The sequence below is a fragment of the Bradyrhizobium zhengyangense genome (assembly GCF_022012435.1).
In the GTDB taxonomy this organism is placed as follows: domain Bacteria; phylum Pseudomonadota; class Alphaproteobacteria; order Rhizobiales; family Xanthobacteraceae; genus Bradyrhizobium; species Bradyrhizobium zhengyangense.
The window spans coordinates 611932-637761 of sequence record NZ_JAKLUA010000002.1 but is presented as its reverse complement, the minus strand read 5'-3'; the positions used below and the strand labels follow the sequence as shown (position 1 = coordinate 637761).

22 protein-coding genes are annotated in these 25830 nt (G+C 63.0%); 12 read left to right on the top strand and 10 right to left on the bottom strand.

Going from position 1 to position 25830, the window contains the following annotated elements; translation table 11 throughout:
• Positions 1-19: 19 nt before the first annotated feature.
• Positions 20-1267, bottom strand: coding sequence for an amino acid ABC transporter substrate-binding protein (locus tag L6637_RS11335; RefSeq protein WP_237870647.1), 1248 nt, complete (start codon positions 1265-1267; stop codon positions 20-22).
• A gap of 206 nt (positions 1268-1473) precedes the next feature.
• Between L6637_RS11335 and L6637_RS11330 the strand changes: the two genes are divergently transcribed.
• From L6637_RS11330 to L6637_RS11315, 4 genes are all read left to right on the top strand, one after another.
• The gene (locus tag L6637_RS11330; RefSeq protein WP_237863758.1) at positions 1474-1887 is read left to right on the top strand and encodes a Zn-ribbon domain-containing OB-fold protein; all 414 of its coding nucleotides are present in this window, start codon (positions 1474-1476) and stop codon (positions 1885-1887) included.
• A 3-nt stretch (positions 1888-1890) separates the two neighbouring features.
• On the top strand, positions 1891-3030 hold the full coding sequence (locus L6637_RS11325) for a thiolase C-terminal domain-containing protein (RefSeq protein WP_237863757.1): 1140 nt from the start codon (positions 1891-1893) through the stop codon (positions 3028-3030).
• Between the two features lie 5 nt (positions 3031-3035).
• The gene (locus tag L6637_RS11320; protein ID WP_237863756.1) at positions 3036-3950 is read left to right on the top strand and encodes an SDR family oxidoreductase; all 915 of its coding nucleotides are present in this window, start codon (positions 3036-3038) and stop codon (positions 3948-3950) included.
• 127 nt (positions 3951-4077) lie between these two features.
• Positions 4078-5196 (top strand): SMP-30/gluconolactonase/LRE family protein, encoded by a 1119-nt coding sequence (locus tag L6637_RS11315; RefSeq protein WP_237863755.1) that lies wholly within the window; start codon positions 4078-4080, stop codon positions 5194-5196.
• 136 nt (positions 5197-5332) lie between these two features.
• On the opposite strand, the gene ppc is transcribed toward L6637_RS11315, so the two are convergent.
• From ppc to L6637_RS11300, 3 genes are all read right to left on the bottom strand, one after another.
• Positions 5333-8125 (bottom strand): phosphoenolpyruvate carboxylase, encoded by a 2793-nt coding sequence (gene ppc / locus L6637_RS11310; protein ID WP_237863754.1) that lies wholly within the window; start codon positions 8123-8125, stop codon positions 5333-5335.
• A 133-nt stretch (positions 8126-8258) separates the two neighbouring features.
• Positions 8259-8663: a YccF domain-containing protein gene (locus L6637_RS11305; protein ID WP_237863753.1), complete on the bottom strand. Its 405-nt coding sequence runs from the start codon at positions 8661-8663 to the stop codon at positions 8259-8261.
• Positions 8664-8712: 49 nt separating this feature from the next.
• On the bottom strand, positions 8713-9795 hold the full coding sequence (locus L6637_RS11300; protein WP_237870645.1) for a rhomboid family intramembrane serine protease: 1083 nt from the start codon (positions 9793-9795) through the stop codon (positions 8713-8715).
• A 307-nt stretch (positions 9796-10102) separates the two neighbouring features.
• Between L6637_RS11300 and glgX the strand changes: the two genes are divergently transcribed.
• Positions 10103-12220, top strand: coding sequence for a glycogen debranching protein GlgX (gene glgX / locus L6637_RS11295; protein WP_237870643.1), 2118 nt, complete (start codon positions 10103-10105; stop codon positions 12218-12220).
• A 44-nt stretch (positions 12221-12264) separates the two neighbouring features.
• Here glgX and L6637_RS11290 read toward each other — a convergent pair whose 3' ends face one another.
• Together L6637_RS11290 and L6637_RS11285 are read right to left on the bottom strand one after the other, a co-directional pair.
• A complete protein-coding gene (locus L6637_RS11290; protein WP_237870640.1) occupies positions 12265-13809 on the bottom strand; it encodes an acyl-CoA synthetase in 1545 nt (514 codons plus the stop codon).
• A gap of 161 nt (positions 13810-13970) precedes the next feature.
• Positions 13971-14780, bottom strand: coding sequence for a crotonase/enoyl-CoA hydratase family protein (locus tag L6637_RS11285; RefSeq protein ID WP_237870638.1), 810 nt, complete (start codon positions 14778-14780; stop codon positions 13971-13973).
• Positions 14781-14884: 104 nt separating this feature from the next.
• Between L6637_RS11285 and L6637_RS11280 the strand changes: the two genes are divergently transcribed.
• Together L6637_RS11280 and L6637_RS11275 are read left to right on the top strand one after the other, a co-directional pair.
• On the top strand, positions 14885-15757 hold the full coding sequence (locus L6637_RS11280; protein WP_237863749.1) for an SDR family oxidoreductase: 873 nt from the start codon (positions 14885-14887) through the stop codon (positions 15755-15757).
• A gap of 117 nt (positions 15758-15874) precedes the next feature.
• The gene (locus L6637_RS11275; RefSeq protein WP_237870636.1) at positions 15875-17452 is read left to right on the top strand and encodes a fatty acid--CoA ligase; all 1578 of its coding nucleotides are present in this window, start codon (positions 15875-15877) and stop codon (positions 17450-17452) included.
• 115 nt (positions 17453-17567) lie between these two features.
• On the opposite strand, the gene L6637_RS11270 is transcribed toward L6637_RS11275, so the two are convergent.
• Positions 17568-18842, bottom strand: a complete 1275-nt coding sequence (locus L6637_RS11270; protein WP_237863747.1) for an acyl-CoA dehydrogenase family protein — start codon at positions 18840-18842, stop codon at positions 17568-17570.
• A 212-nt stretch (positions 18843-19054) separates the two neighbouring features.
• On the opposite strand from L6637_RS11270, the gene L6637_RS11265 reads away from it, so the two are divergent.
• Positions 19055-19834, top strand: coding sequence for an enoyl-CoA hydratase-related protein (locus L6637_RS11265; RefSeq protein WP_237870622.1), 780 nt, complete (start codon positions 19055-19057; stop codon positions 19832-19834).
• Between the two features lie 135 nt (positions 19835-19969).
• On the opposite strand, the gene L6637_RS11260 is transcribed toward L6637_RS11265, so the two are convergent.
• The 3 genes from L6637_RS11260 to L6637_RS11250 are packed head-to-tail and all read right to left on the bottom strand — an operon-like array spanning position 19970 to position 22122.
• Positions 19970-20347, bottom strand: coding sequence for a DUF6285 domain-containing protein (locus tag L6637_RS11260; RefSeq protein ID WP_237870620.1), 378 nt, complete (start codon positions 20345-20347; stop codon positions 19970-19972).
• 3 nt (positions 20348-20350) lie between these two features.
• Positions 20351-21337 (bottom strand): phosphotransferase family protein, encoded by a 987-nt coding sequence (locus tag L6637_RS11255; protein ID WP_237863744.1) that lies wholly within the window; start codon positions 21335-21337, stop codon positions 20351-20353.
• The gene (locus L6637_RS11250; protein ID WP_237870618.1) at positions 21334-22122 is read right to left on the bottom strand and encodes an enoyl-CoA hydratase/isomerase; all 789 of its coding nucleotides are present in this window, start codon (positions 22120-22122) and stop codon (positions 21334-21336) included. The genes L6637_RS11255 and L6637_RS11250 overlap by 4 nt, the downstream gene beginning before the upstream one ends.
• 180 nt (positions 22123-22302) lie before the next feature.
• Here L6637_RS11250 and L6637_RS11245 point away from each other — a divergent pair, with 180 nt between their 5' ends.
• The 4 genes from L6637_RS11245 to L6637_RS11230 all read left to right on the top strand — a co-directional run bounded on the left by L6637_RS11245 (position 22303) and on the right by L6637_RS11230 (position 25818).
• Positions 22303-23082, top strand: a complete 780-nt coding sequence (locus tag L6637_RS11245; RefSeq protein ID WP_237870616.1) for an SDR family NAD(P)-dependent oxidoreductase — start codon at positions 22303-22305, stop codon at positions 23080-23082.
• A 110-nt stretch (positions 23083-23192) separates the two neighbouring features.
• Positions 23193-23573, top strand: a complete 381-nt coding sequence (locus L6637_RS11240) for a VOC family protein (protein WP_237863741.1) — start codon at positions 23193-23195, stop codon at positions 23571-23573.
• A 290-nt stretch (positions 23574-23863) separates the two neighbouring features.
• Positions 23864-25141, top strand: coding sequence for an acyl-CoA dehydrogenase family protein (locus tag L6637_RS11235; RefSeq protein WP_237863740.1), 1278 nt, complete (start codon positions 23864-23866; stop codon positions 25139-25141).
• 59 nt (positions 25142-25200) lie between these two features.
• A complete protein-coding gene (locus L6637_RS11230; RefSeq protein WP_237870614.1) occupies positions 25201-25818 on the top strand; it encodes a flavin reductase family protein in 618 nt (205 codons plus the stop codon).
• Positions 25819-25830 lie beyond the last annotated feature (12 nt).

Genomic DNA, 25830 nt, shown 5'->3' with positions numbered 1-25830 from the left:
TGCCCAGCAGGGTTTGCTGTCATGGACGCGGATAGACCGGCTTTCCGGTCGCCGTCTCATGGGGATAGATCGAGATGAACTTGAGATGCCCGTGATCGCCAAGCTCGAGCTGGCCAAGCGGCGTCAACTCACCGATCTGGCCACCCATCTCGTCGAGCGCGAAGGTGCCATCCAGCGTTTGCAGCTGATTGGACAGGCTGAAGGTCGCCTTGCGCAGCTCGAGCTGATCGAGGCTGGTCGCGACCGACAGGGTCTTTTCGATCACCAGAGCCGTGGTGTAGCCGGCGACCGAGTTGAAGCCGAACTCGACCTTGCCGTCGGGATATTTCTTGTCCCAGGCCGCCTTGTACTCGTCCATGTTCATCCCGAAATTCACGGAATATTTCAGCTCTTGCGGCGGGACGTAGGTGAAGACGTGCTCCAGCCCCTTCTCGCCAACGTTCTTCTCGAGCAGCTCGGTCTCCAGACCCGCATAGATCGAGAACAGCATCTTGAAATTGGCACCGACGTCCTGGACGTTGCGGAGGAAGGCGATGTCGTTCGGCGCATAGCCAAAGTGAATCACCGCATCCGGGTTGGTGTTGGCGATGTTGTTGATGATGACGGTGTAGTTGGTCGTCTCGGTGGGAACGCCCTGATCGTAGACGATCTCGATCGGAGCGCCCGATTCCTTGACGAACTTGCGGAACGCGTTGGCCTGCGTGCCCGTGAACTCGTTGGTCGCATAGAGAATCGCGACCTTCTTGATGCCGAGGCCGGGTCCATCATGCGAGACGAAATCGGCGACCGGCTTCGGCCAGATGGTCGACACCGGGTCGGCCATCAGGGCGATGTAGGGATTGTCCTTGGAGAAGAAGCTGGCGCCCGTGCCGGTCTGGTCGAACAGGAACATCTTGTGGTCGCGGGCAATCGCGACCGCAGGCGCGGTCAGTACCGAGCCGGAATCGGCCACCAGAAGATCGACCTTATCCTGGGTGATGAGCTGATTGTACAAAGTCGCCGCGGTCGCCGTGTTGCTCTGGTCGTCATAGGCAACGAGCTTGATCGGGATCTTCTTGTCGAACGCCTTCACATAGACGCCGCCTTCGGCGTTCTTCTGTTCGACCCACAGCTTCAGTCCATAGTGAACCGGCATCGAGATCGAGGCATAGCGCCCGCTGGACGCATAGAGCGTGCCGATCTTGATCTCGGCCGGCGCGTCCGCAGCCAGGGCCGGCGCAGCGAAGGTCAGACCTGCAACCAGCGCAACGCCTACGGTTCTCAACATGGAATCCTCCCGATCTCTTCTTGTCTCGGCACTTATGTACCGTGCGGACTTAGTTGCACACAAGCACGCCAACCGCAATTGTGCGCATGGTGGAATACATGGCGTGCAGAGCTCAGTGCTGGACCGTTGACGCGCGATAGTCAATTGGCGCATCAAGATTGAAACGGACGAGCATCAAGTTCTCGCCTTTGGGAGGAGCTGCCGACATGGCCGAACCGCAGCGCGCACGACCGAAACCGACGCCGGAAACCCAGCATTTCTGGGATGGCACCAAAGCGGGCGAGCTGCGCCTGCAACGCTGTGATGCCTGTGCGCATGTCTACTTTCCGCCGCGCCCGTTCTGCCCGTCCTGCGCCTCGCGCAAGGTCACTGTCTTCGCGGCGAGCGGCAAGGGTTTCCTTTACAGCTACGTGATCAATCACCGCCCTGCCGCGCCTGGCTTCACGCCGCCTTACGCGATCGCCGTGGTCGAGCTCGATGAGGGACCGCGGATGATGAGCAACATCATCGACTGCCCGCAGACGCCGGAAGCGCTCGAACTCGACATGAAGCTCCAAGTCGCGTTCCAGCAACTGGACGACAAGATCACGCTTCCCGTGTTCCGCCCGGCGAAGGGGTAAGCCATGCGCAAGAACCACGTTGCCGTCGTCGGCGCGGCCGAGACCACCGAGCTCGGCGTTATTCCCAACATGTCGCAGCTCCAGCTCCACGCGGATGCAGCGCTCAATGCGATCGCCGATGCCGGTCTGAAGCTCTCCGACATCGACGGCTTTGCCACCGCAGTCGAAACGCCGCAGCAGGTCTGCCACTATCTCGGCATCAAGCCGACCTGGGTGGACGGCACGTCCGTCGGCGGCTGCTCGTTCATGCTGCACGTCCGCCATGCGGCCGCGGCGATCGAGGCTGGTCTTTGCAAGACGGTGCTGATCACGCATGCCGAGAGCGGCAAATCGATGATCGGCAAGGCGCCGCGCTCGATCCCCGCCGACAGTCTGCAGGGCCAGTTCGAGGCACCCTATGGCGTCTACGGCCCGCCCAGCATGTTCCCGATTCCCGTGCTGCGTTTCATGAAGACCTACGGCATCACGCATGAACAGCTTGCGTCGGTCGCCGTCGTGCAGCGCGAATGGGCGGCCAAGAATCCGCGTGCGATGATGAAGGATCCGATCACGGTCGCCGACGTGCTCAATTCACGCATGATCGCCTATCCGTTCCGCCTTCTGCAGTGCTGCCTCGTCACTGACGGCGGCGGCGCGCTGATCCTCACCTCGGCCGACCGCGCCAGGGATTTTCCGCGCAAGCCGGTTTATATTATGGGCACCGGCGAGAGCGTGGAAACGCCAATGGTCAGCCAGATGGAAACGTTCAACTCCTCGCGCGCGTTCAAGACCGCGGGGCCGCTCGCGTTCAAGGAAGCCGGCATCGCCCACAAGGACGTCGATCACCTCATGATCTACGATGCCTTTGCGCATCTGCCGCTGTTCGGCCTCGGCGATCTCGGGTTCATGCCGCATGAGGAAACCGGCAAATTCATTGCGGACGGCAACACACGCCCCGGGGCCAGGCTGCCGCTCAACACCAATGGCGGCGGCCTCTCCTACATGCATTCGGGCATGTACGGCATGTACGCGCTCCAGGAGAGCGTGCGCCAGATGCGAGGCATCGCGCCGGCGCAGGTACCGAATGCGAAGATTTCAGTGTGCCACGGCGTCGGCGGCATGTTCGCCGCGTCAGGCACGATCGTGTTTACGAACGAGAGGTAACCCACATGAGCAAATCACTGCAGGACAAGGTCATCATCGTCACCGGCGCTGGGCGCGGCATCGGGCGCGAGATCGCGCTGCTCTGTGCGGCTGAGGGCGCCAAGGTCGTCGTCAACGATCCCGGCGGGGCCGCTGACGGCGCCGGCTCGAGCGCTTCGCCCGCCGAGGAAGTGGTCGAGGAGATCAAAAAGCGTGGCGGCACGGCGGTCGCCAATTTCGAGTCGGTCGCGGAAGCGATCCCCGCCAGCAAGATCGTGAAGACCGCGACCGATGCCTTCGGCAGGCTGGATGGTGTCGTCAACAATGCCGGCATCCTGCGCGACATGATCTTCCACAAGATGAGCGTGGAAGCGTTCGAGGCGGTCATCAAGGTGCATCTGATGGGCTCGTTCTATGTCAGCCACGCCGCCGCGCGCATCTTCCGCGAGCAGGAGAGCGGCTCCTTCGTGCACTTCACCTCGACCTCCGGCCTGATCGGCAATTTCGGCCAGGCCAATTATGCTGCCGCCAAGCTCGGCGTCATCGGGCTTTCCAAGTCGATCGCGCTCGACATGAGCCGCTTCAACGTGCGCTCCAACTGCGTGTCGCCGTTCGCCTGGACCCGCATGATCGGCACCATCCCGACCGAGACCGAAGCCGAGAAGGCGCGCGTCGAGAAGATCAAGCAGATGGGCCCCGAGAAGATCGCGCCGATCTGCGCCTATCTGCTCTCCGATGCCGCCAAGGACGTCACCGGACAGATTTTCGGCGCACGCATGAACGAGCTGTTCCTGTTCAGCCAGAACCGCCCGTTGCGTTCGGTCCATCGCAGCGAGGGCTGGACGCCGCAGTCGATCGCGGAACACGGCATGCCGGCGCTAAAGGGCTCGTTCTACAAGCTGGATCGCTCGGCTGACATCTTCCCGTGGGATCCGGTTTAGGGATCATGTAGCCACAATTCCGGCGTCACGGTGCTGCGATCTCTGGTTGTCTTGTCCAGAGATCGCCCGGCTTCAGCCTGAATGAAGGCGAATGATGTCCTCCCAACAAAAAACTTGGGAGGAAACCATGACAAGAATATTGACCAACTTCGACGACACCACTGCAGGCGAGCGCAGCGGCCTCGGCCGCCGCACGCTTCTCAAGGGCGCCGCGACCGTCGCCGCATCCGCCCTCCTCGCTTCGAACGCCGACGCCCGCGACTACGGCGCCAATGCCGAGCCGCAGCGCTACCCCGACCCAGACATCATCGTCATCGATCCCAAGCGTTTCAAGGCCAAGGTCGGCAACACCTCGATCAAGCGGCTTTACACCGGCTGCCTGTGGGCGGAAGGACCGGCGTGGAACGCGCACGGACAATATCTCGTCTGGAGCGATATCCCGGCCAACCGGCAGCTCCGTTATCTCGACGACGACGGCCACATCTCCGAGCAGTTCCACAAGCCGTCGAACGAGGCCAACGGCAATTCGTTCGACACCGAGGGACGCCAGATCAGCGCCGAGCGCACCCGCCTCGTCCGCTACGAGCATGACGGTTCGGTGACGGCGCTGGCCGAGCAGGCCAATGGCAAGCCGCTCAACGGGCCGAACGATATGGTCGTGCATCCCAACGACAAGTCGATCTGGTTCACCGATCCCGGCTACGGCGCGATCAGCATCTACGAGGGCAAGCTCGCCAATACCGGCTCGCTGCAGCCCTATCAGAAAGAGGCGGTCTATCGCCTCGACGCGCAGTCCGGGCAGTTGACGAAGGTTGCGGACGAGCCGTTCAAGCCGAACGGCATCGCCTTCTCGCACGACTACAAGAAAGTCTATGTCTGCGACACCGGCATCACGCATTATCCGCAGGCGGAAAACGTGGTGTGGTCCTACGACCTCGACGGCCAGAAGCTATCGAACCCGAAGCGGCTGATCGACATGAAGCTCGACGGCAAGTCAGGCTTTCCCGACGGGATGCGCGTCGACACCGAAGGCAATATCTGGGTCGGGGCCGGCTGGGTCGGACCGGGCTATGATGGCGTGCAAGTGTTCGCGCCGACCGACGGCGCGCGCATCGGTCAGATCCTCCTGCCCGAGACCTGCGCCAATCTCTGCTTCGGAGGCAAAAAGCGCAATCGCCTGTTCATGACCGCGAGCCAGTCGCTGTATTCGGTCTATGTGGAGACGCAGGGGGCGCATTTCTGTTGAGAGATATGCCGCGCCCTCACCACGCGTCACGGCCGGGCTTGTCCCGGCCGTCCACGATCTTCGATGCTGCACCAAGAATGTGGATGCCCGGGACAAGCCCGGGCATGACGACTGAGTGTGCAGTCGCGACGTCGTCTTAGCCCGTATTCCGCAACCCCGCGGAGATGCCGTTGATCGTCAGCTGAATCCCGCGCAGCACCTGCTCGTCCGGATTCTGGGCACGGTGCTCCCGCAAGAGCTCGACCTGCACGTGGTTGAGGGGATCGAGATAGGGGAAGCGGTGGCGCACCGAGCGTTCGAGCAGCGGGTTGCCCTGCAGCAGGCGATCCTGTCCCATGATGTCCAAAAGCGTCTCGATGCAGGAATGCCATTCGCGACGGATACGGCCGAAGATTTTTTCGCGCAACGCCTCATCAGGCACGAGCTCGGCATAGCGCGAGGCGATCGCGATCGAGCTTTTTGCCAGCACCATGTCCATGTTCGACAGCAGCATGCGGAAGAACGGCCATTCCTTGTAGAGCTCTTTCAGGAACGGCATGCCCTTGTCGGGATGCTCGGCAATCCACTGCTCGACCGCACTGCCGAAGCCGTACCAGCCGGGCAGCATCAGGCGGCACTGCGCCCACGAGAACACCCAGGGGATCGCGCGCAAATCCTCGATCGCGCGGGTCTTTTTGCGCGAGGCCGGACGGCTGCCGATGTTCAGTGTCGCGATCTCGTTGATCACGGTAGAGGACCAGAAGTAATCGACGAAGCCCTCGGTCTCGTAGACGAGGCCGCGATAGGCCTTGAAGGCGAGATTTGAAAGCTCGTCCATCGCGATCAGATATTCGCGGCGCGGCGCGCTCTCGCGCGGCCGCAACAAGCTCGCGTCCAGCGTCGCCGCAGCCAGGACCTCGAGATTGTTGCGGCCGACTTCGGCGTTGGAATATTTCGACGAGATGATCTCGCCCTGTTCGGTGATACGAATCTGGCCGTTCACGGCGCCGCCCGGCTGAGCGACGATGGCGTCATAGCTCGGTCCGCCGCCGCGGCCGACCGAGCCGCCGCGGCCGTGGAAAAGGCGCAGCCGCACATGATGACGCTCGAACACGTCGACGAGTCCGATCTCGGCCTTGTAGAGCTCCCAGCCCGAGGTGACGAAGCCGCCATCCTTGTTGCTGTCGGAATAGCCGAGCATGACCTCCTGCACGCTGCCGCGGCTGTCGACGAGGCGGCGGTAATCGTGCAGCGACAACATGCGATCCATGATGCCGGAAGAGGCCTGCAAATCCTCGATGGTCTCGAACAAGGGCACGATGTTGATGGCGCTGCGCCCGGAGGGATGGACGAGGCCGACCTCCTTGAGCAGCACCGCGACCTCGAGCATATCAGACATGCCCTTGCACATCGAAATGATGCATTGGGGAATGGCGTCCGATCCGAACTTCGCATGCGCTTCTGCGGCCGCATGGAAGACGTTGAGCTCGCCCATGGTCTCGTCGCTGTACTTGACGAAGGGCGACACCAGCGCGCGCGTCGAGCGCAATTCGTTGGTGAGGAGCGAGATGCGAGCCTCCTCGCCGAGCGCGAGATAGGACATGCCGGGGTTGGCTGCGTCCATCAGCTCGGCGATGGTACGTTCGTGCACCGCCGAGTTCTGGCGGATGTCGAGCCGCGCCAGGTGGAAGCCGAAGCAATCCACCGCGCGCCGCAGCACCCGCAGCCGGCCCCGCGCGATGACGCGGGCGTTGTTGGAGATCAGCGAGCGATGCAGCACGTCGAGATCGACCTGCAGCTCCTTGACACTCTGATAAGGCGCGCCCTTGCCGACCGGCCGGCGGGTGATTTCGACCTCGAGCTTTTCGGCCGTCGCGGTCAGGCGCGCATAGATGCCTGATACCGCGAGGCGATAGGGCTCGCCGCTCCGGTGCGGCGAGGTATCGGGCGAGCGCTCCGCGAGCGTGCGCAGCTCCTCGGAGACATCGGCGAGATGGGCCGCGATCGACAATTCCGAGCCGAGCACGTGGAGCTCGTTCAAATAGAACTGCATCACCCGGCTCGACTGCAGCCGCAGCGTGCCGCGCATCACGTCGGCGGTGACGAAGGGATTGCCGTCGCGGTCGCCGCCGATCCAGCTTCCCATCCTCAGGAACGAAGCGAGCTCGCTGGCAGCCTGCTCGCCACCCTCCTCCAGCCGGTCCTCCAGGGCGTTCACCAGCCGCGGCACCTCGCGAAGGAAGGTATAGTCGTAAAATGACAGGCCGTTGGCGACCTCGTCGAGCACGGTCAGCTTGGTCCGGCGCAGCAGATTGGTCTGCCACAACGTCAGCACCTCGCGGCGAAGCTGCTCGTCGCTGGCGGCGGCCTCGTCCGCGGTCAGCGCAACCCGCTCGCGGCGGTCGAGCAAGGCAGCGACCTCCATCTCGCGGTCCATGGTGCTCTTGCGGCGGACTTCGGTCGGATGCGCGGTCAGCACCGGGCTGACGAGCGCGGTCTTGAAGAAGCTGCGCAGCGCGTCGGCGCCAATGCCGGCGGCCTTGGCGTTGGCCAATGTTTGCGCCAGCACCCCGGAGCCGTTGGCGGCGCTGCGGGTGCGCATCTGGCGGATGTTGTTCTGATCCTCGGCGATGTTGGCAAGGTGGGAGAAATAGCTGAAGGCGCGAACGATCCGAACCGTCTCCGAGGTCGACATGCTGTCGAGGATCTGCTCGAGCTCGCGGCGGGCAATCCGGTCCTCGTCGCGGTGGAACCGGATCGAGGTCTGCCTGATGCGCTCGACCAGGTCGAACACATCAGCGCCCTCCTGGTCGCGCACCGTGTCGCCCAGGATGCGCCCGAGCAAGCGAATGTCGTCGCGCAGCCGGGCATCCGCCTCCAGAGCCTGGACGTCCTCAGGCCGATTCGGGCGAAGATCGGCAGCGTCGGATGGTACGGTCTGGAGGGACATGGCTCGCTCCTTTTTCTAGAGCTCCCAATGGCTCCCCGGCGGACCGAGTGTGCGATATTTTTCTGCCGCAGTGCAAGATGAAGTTGGGGGCGGCGCACACAGCCGTGCGCCGGGGCCAAGAGCGCCGGCAGGGTCAGGCCGGCACGATCACCTTGCCGATCGGCCAGAGCGCGATCCCCGCGAGCTTCAGATGGGCCCATGCGAAGGGAATGCCGATAATGGTGATGGCGAAGAGCACGGCCGTCAGGATGTGGCCGAGCGCCAGCCACCAGCCGGCCAGCACGAGCCAGATGATGTTGCCGATCATCCCGAGGGCGCCGGTGCCGATATCGCTCATGCCGGTGACCTCGTCACGGCTGACCGCGCGCGAGCCGAACGGCAGCAGCGTGTAAATGGCGATGTTGAACGCCGCCCGCGCCCAGGGCAGCCCGATGATGGTGATGGCCATGATGACAGAAGCCACCAGCCAGCCGAACGCCATCCAGGCGCCGCCGATGAGAATCCAGATCAGGTTGAGCAGGATGGAAACTGGGGACATGGGATCATCCGGAGGTCAATGATCCCTCAATATAGCACGACCTCGGAGGTCATAGTCCATGACGCCGGCTGCGTTCGGCACGCAGCGACGTGCCGACAAACCCGACATCCTCGATCCCGCGCGAAATCTCCTTCGCGCAAAGCCAAAGCGTCAGCGCGGCGACGCCAATCGCGGCCAGTCCCGAGATCAGAACAGGATTTGGGCAGAATATGACAAGAAAATTATCGAGCGGAATTGATCCAGTTGGCCAGCGCGGACTGCAAGACGATCCCAGCGCCCAACCGGAAAGCATTACAGCAACAGCATTCGCTGCGGCCGACACCGTCACGACGATCGCAAGACCCTTCTTCATGGAGAGTGCGAGATCAACCATCTTCACGACGGCGCAACATGCGACCACGATGATGATGACCAGGCCCCATCCGGGCGCGGCGGCGATGGCTTGAGCCTGGCCGCTCCAGGCCCACAGCGCAGCAACGCAGGCAAGCAGGGTCAGATTGACCTTCACGGCTTCGGGAAACTTGCAGCGAAGCGCCCAGGAGTTCGCCTTCTCGATGATATCAAGCACGGCGCAGGCGATCAGTCCGGCCGCAAACCCGCCGAGATGGACCCCCCAGTCGATCCGCGAATTGCCGAGCGCAAACGCGATGTTCAATCCGATGTTGATCGCGAAGAAGTCGAACCCGACGTCGAGCTTGCCGAGGATCCACAGGCAAAGCAGCGCACCCAGGATGCCCGACGTGGCGCCGGACGCGCCGACCGTCAAATAAGGGGTGGAATGGATACCATTGCCGATGATCGCGCCGAACACCATCGCGCAGAGATAGATGATGAGGAAGTAAGCCGGTCCGATCCGCCGCTCGAGATGCCCGCCCCACAGGACCAGGCACAGCATGTTCATGGTGAGGTGGACGAAATTGACGTGCAGGAAGCCATAGGCGAGCAGGCGCCAATACTCATGCCGCGCGATGGCGCCCGAATACATGCCGCCGTAACGATACAGCAATTCCGCCGGCGCCGCCGGACCGCCCGCCTGGATGAAGCAAAACCCCGACGCGAGCACCGTCACGGTCATGAGGGCGTAGACGGCCGCATGAGGGACCTCGAAGAAGCCGGGACGAAACGATGGCATGAATATCGGGACCGGATGAAATGGGAGCGACAGCGTAGCCGAGCCGATCAAATAACTCTACCCATACGTGCATCAGATCGGCTACAGCTTGCTGTGAACGTTGGATTTTCTTCTGCACCCGGGCTGCGGCAAGACCGCGAGGGTGCGTCGTCGATCGTCAGTTTTGAGGCTGGAAGGAGCGAGCGTCGCGCGGGTGTACTTCCGCTTCATCGAACTGACGCACGCACCAGGCAGAATATGCCGGCCGCCTGAAACATTCGGAAGCCAATGGCGTTGCTGAGGCGGTCGCTATTGGCTGGGGGCTTCAATGTCCGATTTCGTCATCGAGGAAGGCCTGCCTTATCCGCTGGGTGCCCATTGGAGCGGCAACGGCACCAATTTCGCGGTGTTTTCAGCCAACGCCACCAAGGTGGAAGTCTGCTTCTACGACGGCGATCGCGAGACGCATCGCTTCGAGCTGCCGGAATATACCGACCAGGTCTTCCACGGCTATATCGCCGGCGTCGGCCCCGGCACCTTTTACGGCTACCGCGTCTATGGGCCCTATCAACCCGACGCCGGTCACCGCTTCAATCCCAACAAGCTGCTGCTCGATCCCTATGCCCGCGCACATGCCGGGAGCTTGACCTGGAATCCGGCGGTGTTCGGCTACATCATGGAGACCGGCGACGACACGACCTTCGACGAACGCGACAGTGCGCCGTTCATGCCGAAATGCGTCGTGGTCGATCCTGATTTCGACTGGCAGGCCGAGGCGGCCCGTCAGAACGTTCATTGGGACGAGACCATCGTCTACGAGACCCACGTCAAGGGTTTCACCAAGAAGCATCCTGCCGTGCCGGAAAACCTGCGCGGCACCTATGCCGGCTTCGCGGCGCCCGAAATGATCGCGCATCTAACATCGCTCGGCGTGACCTCGATCGAGCTGCTGCCGGTCCATTCCTTCATCAACGACGACAATCTTCTGAAGAAGAACCTGGTCAATTACTGGGGCTACAACACCATCGGCTTCTTCGCGCCCGACCCTCGCTATGCATCGGACGTGCCGAACAGCCTGCGCGAGTTCAAGGAGATGGTCTCGAAGCTGCACGGCGCCGGGCTCGAGGTGTTCCTCGACGTCGTCTACAACCACACCGCCGAAGGCAACGAGCTCGGGCCGACGCTGTCCTTCAAGGGCATCGACAATGCGAGCTATTATCGCCTCCTGCCCGACCTGAAGCGCTATTACATCAACGACACCGGTACCGGAAACACCGTCAACCTGTCCCATCCGCGCGTGATCCAGATGGTGATGGACAGCTTGCGCTACTGGGCCGGCCATATGCATATCGACGGCTTCCGCTTCGATCTCGGCACCATTCTCGCGCGCGAGGTCTACGGCTTCGACGAGCAGAGCGGATTCCTGAAGGCGATGGATCAGGATCCGCTGCTCTCGACCGTCAAGTTGATCGCCGAGCCCTGGGACTGCGGACCCGGCGGCTATCAGGTCGGCGGCTTCCCGCCCGGCTGGGCCGAGTGGAACGACAAATATCGCGACACGGTACGCGATTATTGGCGCGGCGAGGCGCCGCCGTCCGCGCTGGCCTCGCGGCTGCTTGGCTCGGGCGACATCTTCGGCCGCTGGGGCGGCCGGCGCTCATGGGCCAGCGTCAACTTCATCACGGCTCATGACGGCTTCACGCTGAATGATTGGGCGAGCTACAACGACAAGCACAACGAAGCCAATGGCGAGGGCAACCGCGACGGCAACTCCAGCAACCGCTCCTGGAACTGCGGCGTCGAAGGCCCGACCGACAACAAGGATGTCATTGCGCTGCGCGAGCGGCAGAAGCGAAACATGCTGGCAACGCTGCTGCTCTCGCAGGGAACGCCGATGCTGCTCGGCGGCGACGAGTTTGGCCGGACCCAACAGGGCAACAACAACGCCTATTGCCAGGACAGCGATATCTCCTGGTTCGACTGGAACATGGGCGAGGACGCGCAAAAGCTGCTCGACTTCACCAAGCGGGTGATCCAGCTGAGACGAGACTATCCGATCCTGCGCCGCAGCCGCTTCCTCACCGGCGCACATGACGCGCAGCTCGACATCCGCGACGTCGTCTGGGTCAATGCCAATGGCAGCGAGATGTCGAGCGACGAATGGGAAAACGGCTGGCTGAAATGCTTCGGCGCCATGCTCGACGGCCGGGCGCGCAAAACAGCCATCCCGCGCCATGGCGAGGACGACAGCGTGCTCATCATCCTCAACAGCTATGCGGGCGAGGTCGACTTCAAGCTGCCGCACACCACGGCCGGACCGTGCTGGTCACTGCTGCTCGACACCAATGCCGCCGATGGCGCATCCGGCGCGCGGTTCGAGTTCGACAGCGTCTACAAGGTGCCGGGCCGGTCGTTCCTGCTGTTCGTTGGCGGGGAGCTGGTCTAGGGCATAGCGTTTTAGAGCTTGGCTCCATCCCGGGGACACGGCCTTCAGATCTTCCGCCCCGCCTGCTCCCAATAGGGATCGCGCAGGCGGCGCTTGAAGATTTTTCCGGAGTCCTCGCGCGGCAGGCCCGAGCGGATCTCGATATGCTTCGGCACCTTGTAATCGGCGAGCGAGCCCTTCAGTCGCGCACGGATGTCGGCGACACCGAGCGCGACGTCAGGTTGGGGCTCGACCACCGCCATCAGCGCCTCGCCGAACTCGGCATCGGGGATGCCGAACACGGCGCAATCATGCACGCCCGGGACGGCGTGCAGCACCGACTCGATCTCGGCCGGATAGATGTTCACGCCGCCCGATATCACCATGTCGCGCTTGCGGTCGCAGATGAAGACGTAGCCGTCTTCGTCGATGTAGCCGACGTCGCCCGAGGTGATGAAACCGTCGCGGTCGATCTCGGCGCGCTTCTCCGGCTTGTTGTGATAGGTGAAGTCGGCCATTTCACGCATGCGGGAATAGATCTCGCCGATTTCGCCGACGCCGAGCACGCTTCCGTCGTCGCCGATGAAGCGCAGCTCGGCGCCGGGCGAGATCTTGCCGACCGTACCCGGCTTCTTCAGCGCATCCTCTGATGTCGCGAAGGTCACGGCACTCGATTCAGTCGAGCCGTAGAATTCATAGATCACCGGCCCCCACCATTCGATCATGGCGCGCTTGACGTCGGCCGGACAGGGCGCTGCGGCGTGAATGATGTGGCGCAGCGAGGAGACGTCGTACTTCTTGCGGGTCTCCTCCGGCAGCTTCATCAGGCGTATGAACATGGTCGGCACCATGAAGATGGTATCGATCTTGTAGCGCTCGATCAGCTCCAGAAACTCTTCCGCCTCGAAGCGCGGCATCAAGACCAGTGCGCCGCCAAGCTTGCCGGAGCGGATGCCGAACGAGTTCGGCGCGGAGTGATAGAGCGGACCCGGCAGGATGGCGCGGGCACCGGGCTTCAAGCCGTAGATCATCGCCCGCATGCGCTCGCCGGCGGCCTGCTGTTCCGGCGTCGGCGCATTGCGCCGCACGCCCTTGGGATGACCCGTCGTGCCTGACGTGTAGATCATGTTCATCGGCTGCGGCACGACCGGGCCGTCATAGGGCTGGAATTGCGCGAGCCAGGATTCGAAATCGATCGCGAAGTCCGGCGTCTCGAGGTGATCGGGATCGATCTTGTAGGTCTTCAGGATTTCCGGCGGCGTCGGCACGCTGAGAACGGTGACGCCTCTCGGAATCGCGTCACGCAAAGCGTGCAGCATGTCGGCATGTCCGATCAGCACGGAGGTGCCGGTGTCGCCGAGGATGTAATTGATCTCCTCCGGCTTGAAGTGCCAGTTGATCGGCACGCCATAGGCGCCCAGCCGCATCGCGGCGTAGGCGGCCTCGAGGAAGGCGATGTCGTTGCGCATCAACATGCAGACGCAATCGCCTTGCTTGACACCGATCTTGGCGAGGCCGGAGGCGACGCGGTCGGCGCGATCAGCGACTTCGGCGTGGGTGCGGCGGCGCTCACCGGAGACGATGCCGAGGAAGTTGGACGTTTCGCTCATTTTTGTTGTCCGATCTTTCGTCGGGTTGAGAGAGGCAACTGCTATTCAGGCAGTCATTCCGGGGCGATGCGCAGCATCGAACCCGGAATCCATTTCACAGCGGACCGTGCGGCCCGATGGATTCCGGGCCTGCGCCTACGGCGCATCCCGGAATGACGAACTTAATCCGCATACTTCGCTGCGCGCTTCTCCAGATTGGAGCGCACCGCTTCGGTCTGGTTCGGGCTGCCGATCAGCTTCTGCTGCTCGATCGACTCCGCAAGCAGCGCCGGCCCCGGATCGACCGAGAGATTGTTCAGCAGCCGCTTCGCGGCACGGATCGCATCGGGGCTCTTGCCGGCGATCTCGCGCGCGACTTCGAGCGCCGCAGCGCGCGGATCATCGCAGATGCGGGTGGCGAGGCCGTAAGCCATCGCCTCCTGCGCGGAGAAGATGCGCCCCGTGTAGGTGAGATCGCGCAGGATGTCGTCGCGCACGAGGCTCGCCAGGATCGGCGTGCCCGCCATGTCAGGCACGAGTCCCCATTTGATTTCCATCACCGACATCCGCGCATCGGGGCTAAGGAAACGCATGTCGGCGCCGAGCGAGAGCTGAAAGCCGCCGCCGAAGGCAACGCCGTGCACGGCCGCGATCACGGGAACCGGAAGCTGGCGCCAGCCCCACACCGCTTGTTGCGGGAAGTTGGCCTGGCCATGCGTGCGCTTGGCGAGATCGCGATTTTCGCCACCCGGAATTCCGTTGCCGCCCTTCTCCTTCATGGCGGCGAAACGCCCCATGTCGAGACCGGCGCAGAAGGCGCGGCCTTCACCCGACAGCACGACGACGCGCACGCCTTTTTCCTTCGAAAGACGCTCGGTTGCCGCAACAAGGGCCTCGAACATGGCCTGATCGAGTGCATTCATCTTGTCCGCGCGCACCAGGCGCACGTCGGCGACGCCTTCCAAGATCGAGATCGAGACGCGCTCTTCCATGGATGAATTCTCCCTTTTCTTGTTCGGTGCCGCTTTACAGAAGGCTGACGGCCGGATTTAGTCAATCGACCAATTAACTTACAATCCGTACGGGAGAAACAGCCATGTTCAAGGAAAATCTTCTGGCTGGGCGGCGCATTCTCGTGACCGGCGGCGGCACAGGGCTCGGCAAATCGATGGCGGCTCGCTTCCTCGAGCTCGGCGCCGAGGTGCACATCTGCGGACGCCGCAAGATCGTCTGCGACGAGACCGCGATCGAGCTGATGGGTGAGTATGGCGGCCGCGTCACCAGCCATGGTGTCGACATCCGCAACGCGCTGGCGGTCGAGGAGATGATCGATAACATCTTTCGCGAGGCGCCGCTGACCGATCTCATCAACAACGCCGCCGGCAATTTCATCTCGCGCACGGAAGAGCTCTCGCCGCGCGGCTTCGATGCCGTCGCCAACATCGTCATGCACGGCACGTTCTACGTGACCCAGGCGGTCGGCAAGCGCTGGATCGCGTTGAAGCAGCCGGGCAACGTCGTCTCGATCACCGTGACCTGGGTGCGCAACGGCTCGCCCTATGTGGTGCCGTCGGCGATGAGCAAGTCGGCGATCCACGCCATGACGATGTCGCTGGCGACCGAATGGGGCCGCTACGGCATCCGCCTCAACACCATCGCGCCGGGCGAGATCCCGACCGAGGGCATGAGCAAGCGCATCAAGCCCGGCGACGAGGCCGGCGCGCGCACCAAGGCGATGAATCCGATGGGCCGCGTCGGCACCATGGAGGAACTGCAGAACCTCGCCGTGTTCCTGATCTCCGGCGGCTGCAACTGGATCACCGGTGAGACCATCGCCATGGACGGCGCCCAGGCGCTGGCGATGGGCGGCAATTTCTACCAGCTGCGCGACTGGAGCGACGACGACTGGAAGACCGCGCGCGAGAGTATCATGGCACAGAACGAGAAGGACCGGGCGAAGCGTGGGTAGCTGCTCTCTCCGCTGTCGTCCTGGCAAAAGCCAGGACGACAGCGGGGCCCCCATCTTGTCTTCACCCGCCGATAACGCCAAACTCCCCGCATAAAGACAAAACACCACGGGAGAGACATGTCTACACAGCCATTGGCGAACCTCGCCGACATGGTGCGCGAGCGCGCGATGAGCCGCGGCAACGCCACTGCCTACGAGTTCGAGGGCCGCGTGACCAGCTTTGCCGAGTTCGATATCAAGACCAATAAGGTCGCCAACGCGCTTGTAGCGATGGGCGTAAAGAAGGGCGACCGCATCGCCTATCTCGGCAAGAACAGCGACCTCTACTTCGAGCTGCTGATGGGCGCGATGAAGGCCGGCGTCGTGATGGCGCCGGTGAACTGGCGTCTCGCCGGACCCGAGGTCGCCTTTATCGTCGCCGACTGCAAGGCGCCCGTACAGTTCGTCGGGCCGGAGTTCATCACCCAGGTCCGCCAGATCAAGGACCAGCTTCCCGGCGTACGCACTATCATCACCACCGAGGGCGGCGCACCGGAATGGCAGGATTTTGCCGCGTGGCGCGATGCGCAGAACGGCGACGATCCGAAGGTGCCGATCGATACCAAGGACATCGCGATCCAGCTTTATACGTCAGGCACCACAGGCAAGCCGAAGGGCGCGATGCTGAGCCACGCGAACTTCCTCAACCTCGTGCAGACAGGCAATGCCGAGGACAAGCCGGAGTGGAACCGGTGGTCGACGGACGACGTGTCACTGGTCGCGATGCCGATCTTCCATATCGGCGGCTCAGGCTGGGGCGTGATGGGGCTCTATCACGGCGCCCGCGGCGTCATCGCGCGCGAGTTCGATCCGACCAAGGTGCTGGACTTCTTCGAGCAGTCGGGCATTACGAAACTCTTCATGGTGCCGGCTGCTATGCAGTTCGTGGTGCGGCAGCCACGCGCCAAGACAGTCGATTTCTCCAGGCTGAAATACATGCTGTACGGCGCCTCGCCGATTCCAGCGGCGCTGCTGAAGGAATGCATCGAGGTCTTCAAATGCGGCTTCGTGCAGATGTACGGCATGACCGAAACGACCGGCACCATCGTCGCGCTGCCGCCGGAGGATCACGTCGAGGGGCTCGAGCGGATGCGCTCGGCCGGCAAGGCGCTGCCGGGCGTCGAGATCGCGATTTTGGATGCTGACGGCAAACCGCTGCCGCCGCGCCAGGTCGGCGAGATCGCGACGCGCTCGGGCTCCAACATGGCCGGCTACTGGAATCTGCCAGAGGCGACCGCCTCAACATTGCGCGGCGACGGCTGGCTGCGCACGGGCGACGCCGGCTACATGGATGAAGACGGCTACCTCTACATCCACGACCGCATCAAGGATATGATCATCTCCGGCGGCGAGAACATCTATCCCGCCGAAGTGGAGAGCGCGCTGTGCGATCATCCTGATGTCGCCGAAGCCGCCGTGATCGGCGTGCCGGACGATAAATGGGGCGAGGCGGTGAAGGCCGTCGTGGTGATGAAGCCAGGCAAAGAGGCAACCGCCACCGACATCATCAACTTCACCCGCGAACGCATCGCCGGATTCAAGACGCCGAAGAGCGTGGAGTTTCTGCCGGCATTGCCGAGGAATCCATCAGGCAAGATCCTGCGGCGGCAATTGCGCGAGCCATATTGGGCGGGGAAGGATAGAAGGGTAAATTGATCCACGGTGCCGTAGGGTGGGCAAAGGCGCGAAGCGCCGTGCCCACCATCTCTCTCCGCAATGGCGAGTGGTGGGCACGCTTCGCTTTGCCCACCCTGCGGGACCGGTGCAAGCTTCAGTGCTTCCCGGGCCCCATATACCCGAACAAGAACCCCGCCACCTTGCGCATCTGGATCTCCTCGCTGCCTTCGGTGATGCGGTAGCGGCGGTGGTGGCGGTAGATATGCTCGAACGGCTTGTGGCGTGAATAGCCCATGCCGCCGTGGACCTGCATGGCGCGGTCGGCGGATTCGCAGCAGAGGCGGTTTGCCCAGTAGTTGCACATCGAGACGCGGTCCGAGAGCGTGCGCTCGATCTGCTCCTCGGTAAGCTGGTCCATCTCCCAGGCGGTCTTGCGGATCAACAGACGCAGCATCTCGGCTTGCGTGGCAAGCTCGACCAGCGGGAACTGAATCGCCTGGTTCTCGGCGAGCGCCTTGCCGAACGGCTTTCGCTCGCGTGCGTATTTGACGCTCTCGTTGATGCAGTAGACGGCCGCGCCCAGCGAGCTCGCCGCCTGGCGGATGCGGTTCTGATGCACGAAGCATTGCGCCAGCGACAGGCCGCGGCCGACTTCGCCGAACTGCGCATCCTCAGGCACGAACACATCCGTAAAGCTGACGCGCGGATGGTCGGTCGGCATGTTGAAGGTCCACATATATTCCTCGACCTTCACGCCGTGGCTCTTGGCCGGCACCAGGAAGCAGGTGATGCCGCGGGCATCGCCGTCATTGCCCGACGTACGCGCGAACAGCGCGCAATGCGTGGCGACGTGCATGCCGGTCGTCCACATCTTCTCGCCGTTGATGATCCAGCCCTTGACGTTGTCTCTGACGACAGGCACCGCCCGCGTTTCCATGTGGGTCGCGTCGGAGCCGTGATGCGGCTCGGTGAGGCCAAAGGTGATGCGATACTTGCCCTTGATCGAGCCGTCGATCATCGCCTTCTGATCGTCGCGGCCGTAGCGGTCGAGCATGGTGACGACAGGAAAATTGCCGACGATCGAGTGCTCGTTCTGGAGGTCGTTGTGCAGGCCGAGGCCCTTCGCCGCAAAATGCTCGCGGATCACGGCCATCCAGAGATTGGAGCCGTCCTTGCCGCCATATTGCTTGGGCACCGGGAAGCGCAAATGACCGGCGGCATCTGCGAGATCCTTTGCCTTGCGCAGCAGCGCTTCCCATTCATGCCGCGGCAGGCCGCCATTCTCGAAATCGGTGCGCGCCCATTCGCGGCGGTGATCGAAGAAGCGAATGTTGTCGTCGGCCTGTTCCAGCGGCTTGATCTCGCGCTCGATGAAACGATCGAGCTCTCCGAGATAGGCGACGAGATCGACAGGCAATGAGAAATCCACGGTGCTCTCCCGGGCTGATTTTATCGTTTTGCGTTAAGGCGCTAGGCGCGTTTCTGCTTCACACGATTAAGGTGAGAAGAGCGCGCGCAAGTCAAGCGAGCCCAGGCGCGTGAGAAGCGCAAGGCGCACCCCCGCAATTCGATGGTGTTGTGACGCTGACGCGCGGTAGTATGACGCCGATATTCCTTTACGAGAAAATGCGGGAGCGCACGATGGAGCTGAAATTCTCAAAGGTGGAACGCAAGGGACCGGTCACGATCATCACGCTGTCGCGACCTGAGGTCTACAACGCGCTGCACATCGATGCGCATTTCGAACTCAACAAGGTTTTTGACGATTTCGCCGCCGATCCGGAACAGTGGGTCGCGGTCGTCACCGGCGCCGGCGACAAGGCGTTCTGCGCCGGCAACGACTTGAAGTGGCAGGCCGCGGGCGGCAAGCGTGGCTGGGACAAGGGAGGCTTTGCCGGCCTTACCTCGCGCTTCGACTGTGACAAGCCGATCATCGCCGCGGTCAATGGCGTCGCCATGGGCGGCGGCTTCGAAATAGCGCTGGCCTGCGACCTCATCATCGCCTCGGAGAACGCAACCTTCGCCCTGCCCGAGCCGCGCGTCGGCCTTGCCGCACTTGCCGGCGGCCTGCACCGCTTGCCGCGCCAGATCGGCCTGAAGCGCGCCATGGGCATGATCCTCACCGCGCGCCATGTCAGCGCCAAGGAAGGCCATGAGATCGGCTTCGTCAACGAGGTGGTCCCGCAGGGCGAGGCACTCGCCGGCGCGCTGCGCTGGGCCGAGATGATTACCAAGAACTCGCCGATGTCGATCCGCGCTTCGAAGCAAACCATCCGGAAGGGGCTTGCGGTATCGCTGGAGCAAGCGATCGAGGAGCAGCGCGAATATCCGGCCGTGAAGGCGATGGTGGCCTCGCAGGATTACATCGAAGGCCCGAAGGCGTTTTCGGAGAAGCGGCCACCGAAGTGGGTGGGAAAGTAGCTCAGCTCGTCATTGCGAGCGCAGCGAAGCAATCCAGAAAAATCATCTGCGGAAGCAGTCTGGATTGCTTCGTCGCATCAGCGCAAAATTGCTTCGCAATTTTGTCGCGAGCTCCTCGCAATGACGAGAAGAGGCCTAGCCGCCTCGCGATAGCTCTCGCTTGTAAGACGCGTAATTCGGCTGATCGACCGCAAGCTTGTCCATCGTGGTCGCCCACAGATGCTCGGCCAGCCCCGGCGTTGCGAGATCGACCTCGCCCCTGGCGATACGCTCCGCGAGAGCGCGGTTCAACTCCGTCACCGAGCCCTCGACACCGAGCAGCGCACGCAGCCGTTCCACTTCCCTCGCATCACTCCCCTCCTCCTGTGTCAGTTGCCGCGTGACAAGATCGAGGATGTTGATCGCCACCCGCAGCTTGAACGCCTGATGGCCCGAGATCAGCGGCGTGATGTCGCTGCGGAGGAAATCGGCGACCGCCTTGGTCAGCTCGATCGGGGTCGGTTCGTCCTGCATTGCCTATCCTCCCCGCGGCGCGAGCAGCCGTAAGAGATCGATCTCGGTCTCGGATGCACGGCGCCCGATCATGGCGCGCTCCATGGAATGGTCCGGCCCCTCGCGGAAGCGCTGCATCATGCCGCCGCACATGATGCCCCAGCGTAGCGTCCCCATCACTTCCCAGAACTTGACGCGCGCTGCATCGACCTTGCGGCCGGCAGCCTCGTAGCCGGCAAAGAGCTCTTCGCGTGAGCCAAAGCCGCCGACGGGCTTGTCGATCTCGCCAAAGCGCCAGGAGTTCACGCAGACCCAGCCGAGATCCTCCATGGGATCGCCGAGATGAGCGAGCTCCCAGTCCAGCACGGCACGGACGCCGTCGGCGCCGATGATGAGATTGCCGTTGCGGAAATCGCCGTGCACCAGCGTCACTTCAGTCGATGGGCCGGGATCATGGTCGCGCAGCCAGCGCAGTGCAAGCTCGAACACGGGCTTTGGCCAGTTCAGGCTGCGATAGTCGCGATCGAACTCGGAGATCTCCTGCGTCGCCGACCTGCTGCGCAGCTCGGGCAGCTTGTCCTGCGGCAGTTGGTGCAGGCCCGCAAGCACGCCGCCGATCTGCCGCGCGAGCAGTGGCCGCGCTGCGGCGAATTCGTCATCGCGAAGAATCTTGCGGGCGATGGTCTCGCCCTCGACCCGCTGCATGATGAAGCCAGTGCCGAGATCGTCATCCGGCGTCAACACATGCATCACGCGCGGCGACGGCACGCCAGCCTCGAAGGCTAGTTGCATCAGCTGCGCTTCGGCCGCGAGCCCCGCGGCCCGCGTCGGCGCCGCGCCATAGCCCTTCGGCGAGCGGCGCAGAATTGCACCGATCGGGCCGTCGGGATGCGTGATATCGAAACGCCAGGTCTCCTGGCTGGCACCACCGGACAGTTTTGCCGCGCCGGTGACGCCGGTCGCACCTCGACACCAGCGCTGAACGCTGCGGGAAAGCTCCGTCTCGATCATTTGCCTTTGAACTGCGCGGGCCGCTTCTCCAGGAACGCGCCGACGCCCTCGCGGAAATCCTGCGTATCGCCGGCGCGGAGCTGGCACTGGAATTCGAGATTGAGCTGCTCCTCGAAGGAGTTTTCCGGGCTGTCCCAATAGAGCTTGCGGATCAGCGACAGTGCGACCGTCGGGCCGCTGGCAAGCTCGCGTGCGAGCTTCATCGCCTCTTCCATCAGCACGCCGTCATCATAGACGCGATTGACGAGGCCCCATTCCAGCGCCTTCTCGGCCGGGAGCCGCTCGCCCATCAACGACAACTCGATCGAGCGCGCCTTGCCGATCAGACGCGGCAACAGCCAGGTCGAGCCACAATCCGGCACGAGGCCGATGCGCCGGAAGGCTTGCAGGAAATAGGAGGAACGCGCGCACAAGATCATGTCGCCGAGCAGCGCAAAGCTCATGCCGGCACCCGCGGCCGGGCCGTTGACCGCGGTGACGATCGGACAATGCAGATTGCGGATACGGCGCAGGAACGGATGAAAGCCGGTCTCCAGCGTCAGGCCGGCCTTGGTCTTCTTCGACTGGTTGTTGCGGCCCTGCAGATTCGCACCCGTGCAGAACGCTCGGCCTGCGCCGGTCAGCACGACACAGCGCACCTCGTCCTTCTTCTCCTCGATCGCGTCGAGCGCCTCGGAAAGACCGCCCAGCATATCCACAGAGACCGCGTTCATCACCTCCTGATGGTCGAGCTTGAGGATCGCGACCGAGCCATCGAATTCGAGCGTGACGTGTTTGAACTGCATCGTTTCCTCGTCAGTTGCGGCCGGCGTCAGTTTCGCAGACCGGAATTAGCATTGCCGGGGCGCATATTTGATTTTTGGCGCGGTCTTGTCCATGGTGATCGCAGCATAGCAAGCAATCTTGCGCGCAGCGGCTGATGCGCCGCATACCCAAGACGTCTTGCCAAAAACAGGAAACGCGCCATGAATCTTTTCGACCTCACTGGCCGCGTCGCCGTGATCACCGGCGGCAATGGCGGCATCGGGCTCGGCATCGCGCAGGCGCTCGCGGGCCAGGGCTGCAACGTCTCGATCTGGGGCCGCAATGCTGACAAGAACAAGGCCGCTGCCGCGAGCATGGCAGGACTGTCGGGCAAGGTCGACAGCCGCGTCTGCGACGTCACGGATGCCGCGTCAGTCAATGCCGCGATGAAGGCGACGCTCGACACGTTTGGCCGGGTCGACGGCTGCTTCGCCAACGCCGGCATCGGCGGCGGTGGCCGCAGGTCATTCATCGAACGCACCGAAGAAGAATGGCGCACGATGTTTGCGACCAATCTCGACGGCGTGTTCCACGCCTTCCAGGCGGCCGCGAAGCACATGACCGATCGCGCCAATGCGGGCGATCCCTTCGGCCGGCTGGTCGCCACCTCGAGCCTCGCCTCGATCTTCGGCACCGCGCGCAACGAACATTATGCCGCGACGAAAGCCGCCATCAACGCGCTGGTGCGCGCGCTCGGCGTCGAGCTCGCCCGCCACGGCGTCACCGCGAATGCGATCCTGCCTGGCTGGATCAAGAGCGACATGACGGCGGGCATCATGGCCAACGAAAAATTCGTCGCCAACGTGATGCCGCGGATTCCGATGCGGCGCTTCGGCGAGGCCAGCGATTTCGGCGGCATCGCCGTCTATCTGATGAGCAAGGCGTCGTCGTATCACACCGCGGATACGTTCGTGATCGACGGCGGCTATACGGCGTTTTGAGATTTCGTAGCCCGGATGGAGCGCCGCGCAATCCGGGACTTCCAAAAAGCAAGCAAGACCCGGATTGCGCGGCGCTCCATCCGGGCTACAACTCTGAGGGGAGTGGGCAAATGTTCTCGCACATCATGATCGGCACCAACGACCTCGACAAGGCCAAGGCGTTCTACGACAACCTGCTCAGCACGCTCGAGGTACGCCCGGCCAAGGTCGACGGCCATCGCATCTTCTACTTCACCAAGACTGGTGTGTTCTCGGTGACCAAGCCGATCAACGGCGAGCCGGCGACCTGCGCGAACGGCGGCACCATCGGCTTTGCCGCCAACTCACCCGAGCAGGTCGACAAGTGGCACGCCGCCGGTGTCGCCGCTGGCGGAACGCCGATCGAGAATCCACCCGGCATCCGCGAGGGCGCGGGGAACAAGCTCTATCTCGCCTATTTGCGCGACCTCGACGGCAACAAGATCTGCGCGATGCATCGGATGCCGAGCTGAGGCGTGCCGTACTCTGCTCGTCATTGCGAGGAACACTTGCGACGAAGCAATCCAGACTGCCGCCGCGGTAAGATTCTGGATTGCTTCGCTGCGCTCGCAATGACGGGATCCTGGGCACCGGTCCGTGCTCTATCCACGTCACGTCCCTGCCGTCATTCAAACAACATTTCAAACGTCCCGCGAAATTCCATCGCATGGCATGGCTCGCGCGGAAAAATACCCGCTCGCACTTTCGCGGCGCTGCGACTATTCTCCCGGCCAACACGATCTCAGCGCCTCCGGGAGGAACAATGACAAAGCACACCTACATTCCCCGCACCACCAACTATGCGCTCAACCCGGGCGATGAGCTCAATGACCTCAGGATGTCCGATCAGGTCCGGCCGCTCTACGATCACGTCAAGAAGTTCATCCGCGAGACGGTCGAGCCGATGTCGATCGAGTTCGCCAAGGCCGGCGAAGGCAAAGAGGATCGCTGGAGTTTTACGCCGAAGCAGCTCGAGGTGCTCGAGGCCGCCAAGAACAAGGCCAAGAAGGAAGGCCTCTGGAATTTCTTCCTGCCCGATGACGAGACCGGCCAGGGCCTGAAGAATCTCGACTACGCCTATATCGCCGCCGAGCTCGGCAAGAGCCCGCTCGCGTCCGAGACCATGAATTGCTCGGCGCCCGACACCGGCAATATGGAAGTGCTGGAGCGCGTCGGCACCAAGGAGCAGAAGGAGAAGTGGCTGAAGCCGCTGCTCAATGGCGAAATCCGCTCCGCCTATGTCATGACCGAGCCGAATGTTGCTTCCTCCGACGCCAAGAACATCTCGACGACCGCAAAGCTCGTCGGCGATGAATGGGTGATCAACGGCGAGAAGTATTATATCTCCGGCCTCGGCGACCCCCGCTGCAAGATCCTGATCGTGATGGTGAAGACCAATCCGGATGCAGCGCCGAGCAAGCAGCAGTCACAGATCCTGGTGCCGCGCGACACGCCCGGCGTCGAGGTGCTCGGGCCCATGTACGTGTTCGGGCAGGACCACGCGCCGCGCGGCCACATGCACATGCGCTTCAACAATGTGCGCGTGCCGAAGGAGAACATGCTGCTCGGCGAAGGCCGCGGCTTCGAGATCTCGCAGCTTCGCCTCGGGCCGGGCCGCATCCATCACTGCATGCGCACCATCGGCAAGGCCGAGAAGGCGCTCGATCTCATGGTGCAGCGGGGCCTCACCCGCGAAGCCTTCGGCAAGAAGATCGCCCATCTCGGCGGCAACATGCAGATCATCGCGCAGGCGCGCTGCGAGATCGAGGCGATGCGGCTGATGGTGCTGAAGGCCGCCAAGGCGATGGACGTGCTCGGCAACAAGGAGGCCCGTGTCTGGGTCTCCATGGTCAAGGCCATGGTGCCCGAGCGCGCCTGCAAGATCATCGATCAGGCAATCCAGATGCATGGCGCCACCGGCATCTCGCACTGGACCCCGCTCGCCGAGATGTACCAGGACGTCCGCCACCTGCGCTTCGCCGATGGTCCGGACGAGGTGCACTGGATGGTGGTCGGACGGCATGAGTTGAGCATGGCGTAGGCTGGTTGTTTCCCCGCTTCGCGCTTGGGAAAGAGGGGAAGAATCTCATCGGGGCCACCATGGATTATGCCGCCAGCGACCTGACGCCACGCGAGTGCTACAAGGTGCTGACCTCCTTCATCCTGCCGCGGCCGATCGCGTGGGTGACCTCGGTCGGACCCACCGGCGTCGTCAACGCAGCCCCGTTCAGTTTCTTCAACGCCTTCTGCGAGGATCCGCCGCTGTGCATGTTTGCGGCGAACCGCAAGCCGAACGGCCAGGACAAAGACACCTTCCGCAACATCCAGAAGACCGGCGAGTTCGTGGTGAACGTCGCCGACGAGCCGCTCGCCAGGGCCATGCACGAGAGCAGCGGCGACTTCCCGCCCGAGGTCGGCGAGCCCGACTATCTCGGCTTGAAACTTGCGCCCTCAAGCAAGATTGCCGTACCTCGGCTGGCCGATACGCCCTGGGCGATGGAATGCAAGCTCTGGAAGATGATCGACGTCAATGACGATCGCCGCCTGATCTTGGGTGAAGGCATCCACTTCCACATCCGCGACGAGCTCTGGGACGACAAGGCGATGCGGGTGCATATGGACCGCTATCACCCGATCGGCCGCATGTTCGCCGACCGCTATTGTCGCACCGACGACCGCGTGGTGTTTCCGGCGGCTGAAGGTACGAAGGGAAAATAGCTGACACAGGGG

Excerpts from the sequence above, each read along its gene's own strand:
- L6637_RS11255 (WP_237863744.1), bottom strand. The coding sequence starts at position 21,337 with ATGATCGAGACGGAGCTTTCCCGCAGCGTTCAGCGCTGGTGTCGAGGT.
- glgX (WP_237870643.1), top strand. The coding sequence starts at position 10,103 with ATGTCCGATTTCGTCATCGAGGAAGGCCTGCCTTATCCGCTGGGTGCC.
- L6637_RS11250 (WP_237870618.1), bottom strand. The coding sequence starts at position 22,122 with ATGCAGTTCAAACACGTCACGCTCGAATTCGATGGCTCGGTCGCGATC.
- L6637_RS11240 (WP_237863741.1), top strand. The coding sequence starts at position 23,193 with ATGTTCTCGCACATCATGATCGGCACCAACGACCTCGACAAGGCCAAG.
- L6637_RS11335 (WP_237870647.1), bottom strand. The coding sequence starts at position 1,267 with ATGTTGAGAACCGTAGGCGTTGCGCTGGTTGCAGGTCTGACCTTCGCT.
- L6637_RS11325 (WP_237863757.1), top strand. The coding sequence starts at position 1,891 with ATGCGCAAGAACCACGTTGCCGTCGTCGGCGCGGCCGAGACCACCGAG.
- L6637_RS11290 (WP_237870640.1), bottom strand. The coding sequence starts at position 13,809 with ATGAGCGAAACGTCCAACTTCCTCGGCATCGTCTCCGGTGAGCGCCGC.
- L6637_RS11260 (WP_237870620.1), bottom strand. The coding sequence starts at position 20,347 with ATGCAGGACGAACCGACCCCGATCGAGCTGACCAAGGCGGTCGCCGAT.
- L6637_RS11305 (WP_237863753.1), bottom strand. The coding sequence starts at position 8,663 with ATGTCCCCAGTTTCCATCCTGCTCAACCTGATCTGGATTCTCATCGGC.
- L6637_RS11280 (WP_237863749.1), top strand. The coding sequence starts at position 14,885 with ATGTTCAAGGAAAATCTTCTGGCTGGGCGGCGCATTCTCGTGACCGGC.
- L6637_RS11330 (WP_237863758.1), top strand. The coding sequence starts at position 1,474 with ATGGCCGAACCGCAGCGCGCACGACCGAAACCGACGCCGGAAACCCAG.
- ppc (WP_237863754.1), bottom strand. The coding sequence starts at position 8,125 with ATGTCCCTCCAGACCGTACCATCCGACGCTGCCGATCTTCGCCCGAAT.
- L6637_RS11275 (WP_237870636.1), top strand. The coding sequence starts at position 15,875 with ATGTCTACACAGCCATTGGCGAACCTCGCCGACATGGTGCGCGAGCGC.
- L6637_RS11235 (WP_237863740.1), top strand. The coding sequence starts at position 23,864 with ATGACAAAGCACACCTACATTCCCCGCACCACCAACTATGCGCTCAAC.
- L6637_RS11285 (WP_237870638.1), bottom strand. The coding sequence starts at position 14,780 with ATGGAAGAGCGCGTCTCGATCTCGATCTTGGAAGGCGTCGCCGACGTG.
- L6637_RS11315 (WP_237863755.1), top strand. The coding sequence starts at position 4,078 with ATGACAAGAATATTGACCAACTTCGACGACACCACTGCAGGCGAGCGC.
- L6637_RS11245 (WP_237870616.1), top strand. The coding sequence starts at position 22,303 with ATGAATCTTTTCGACCTCACTGGCCGCGTCGCCGTGATCACCGGCGGC.
- L6637_RS11230 (WP_237870614.1), top strand. The coding sequence starts at position 25,201 with ATGGATTATGCCGCCAGCGACCTGACGCCACGCGAGTGCTACAAGGTG.
- L6637_RS11320 (WP_237863756.1), top strand. The coding sequence starts at position 3,036 with ATGAGCAAATCACTGCAGGACAAGGTCATCATCGTCACCGGCGCTGGG.
- L6637_RS11300 (WP_237870645.1), bottom strand. The coding sequence starts at position 9,795 with ATGCCATCGTTTCGTCCCGGCTTCTTCGAGGTCCCTCATGCGGCCGTC.
- L6637_RS11265 (WP_237870622.1), top strand. The coding sequence starts at position 19,055 with ATGGAGCTGAAATTCTCAAAGGTGGAACGCAAGGGACCGGTCACGATC.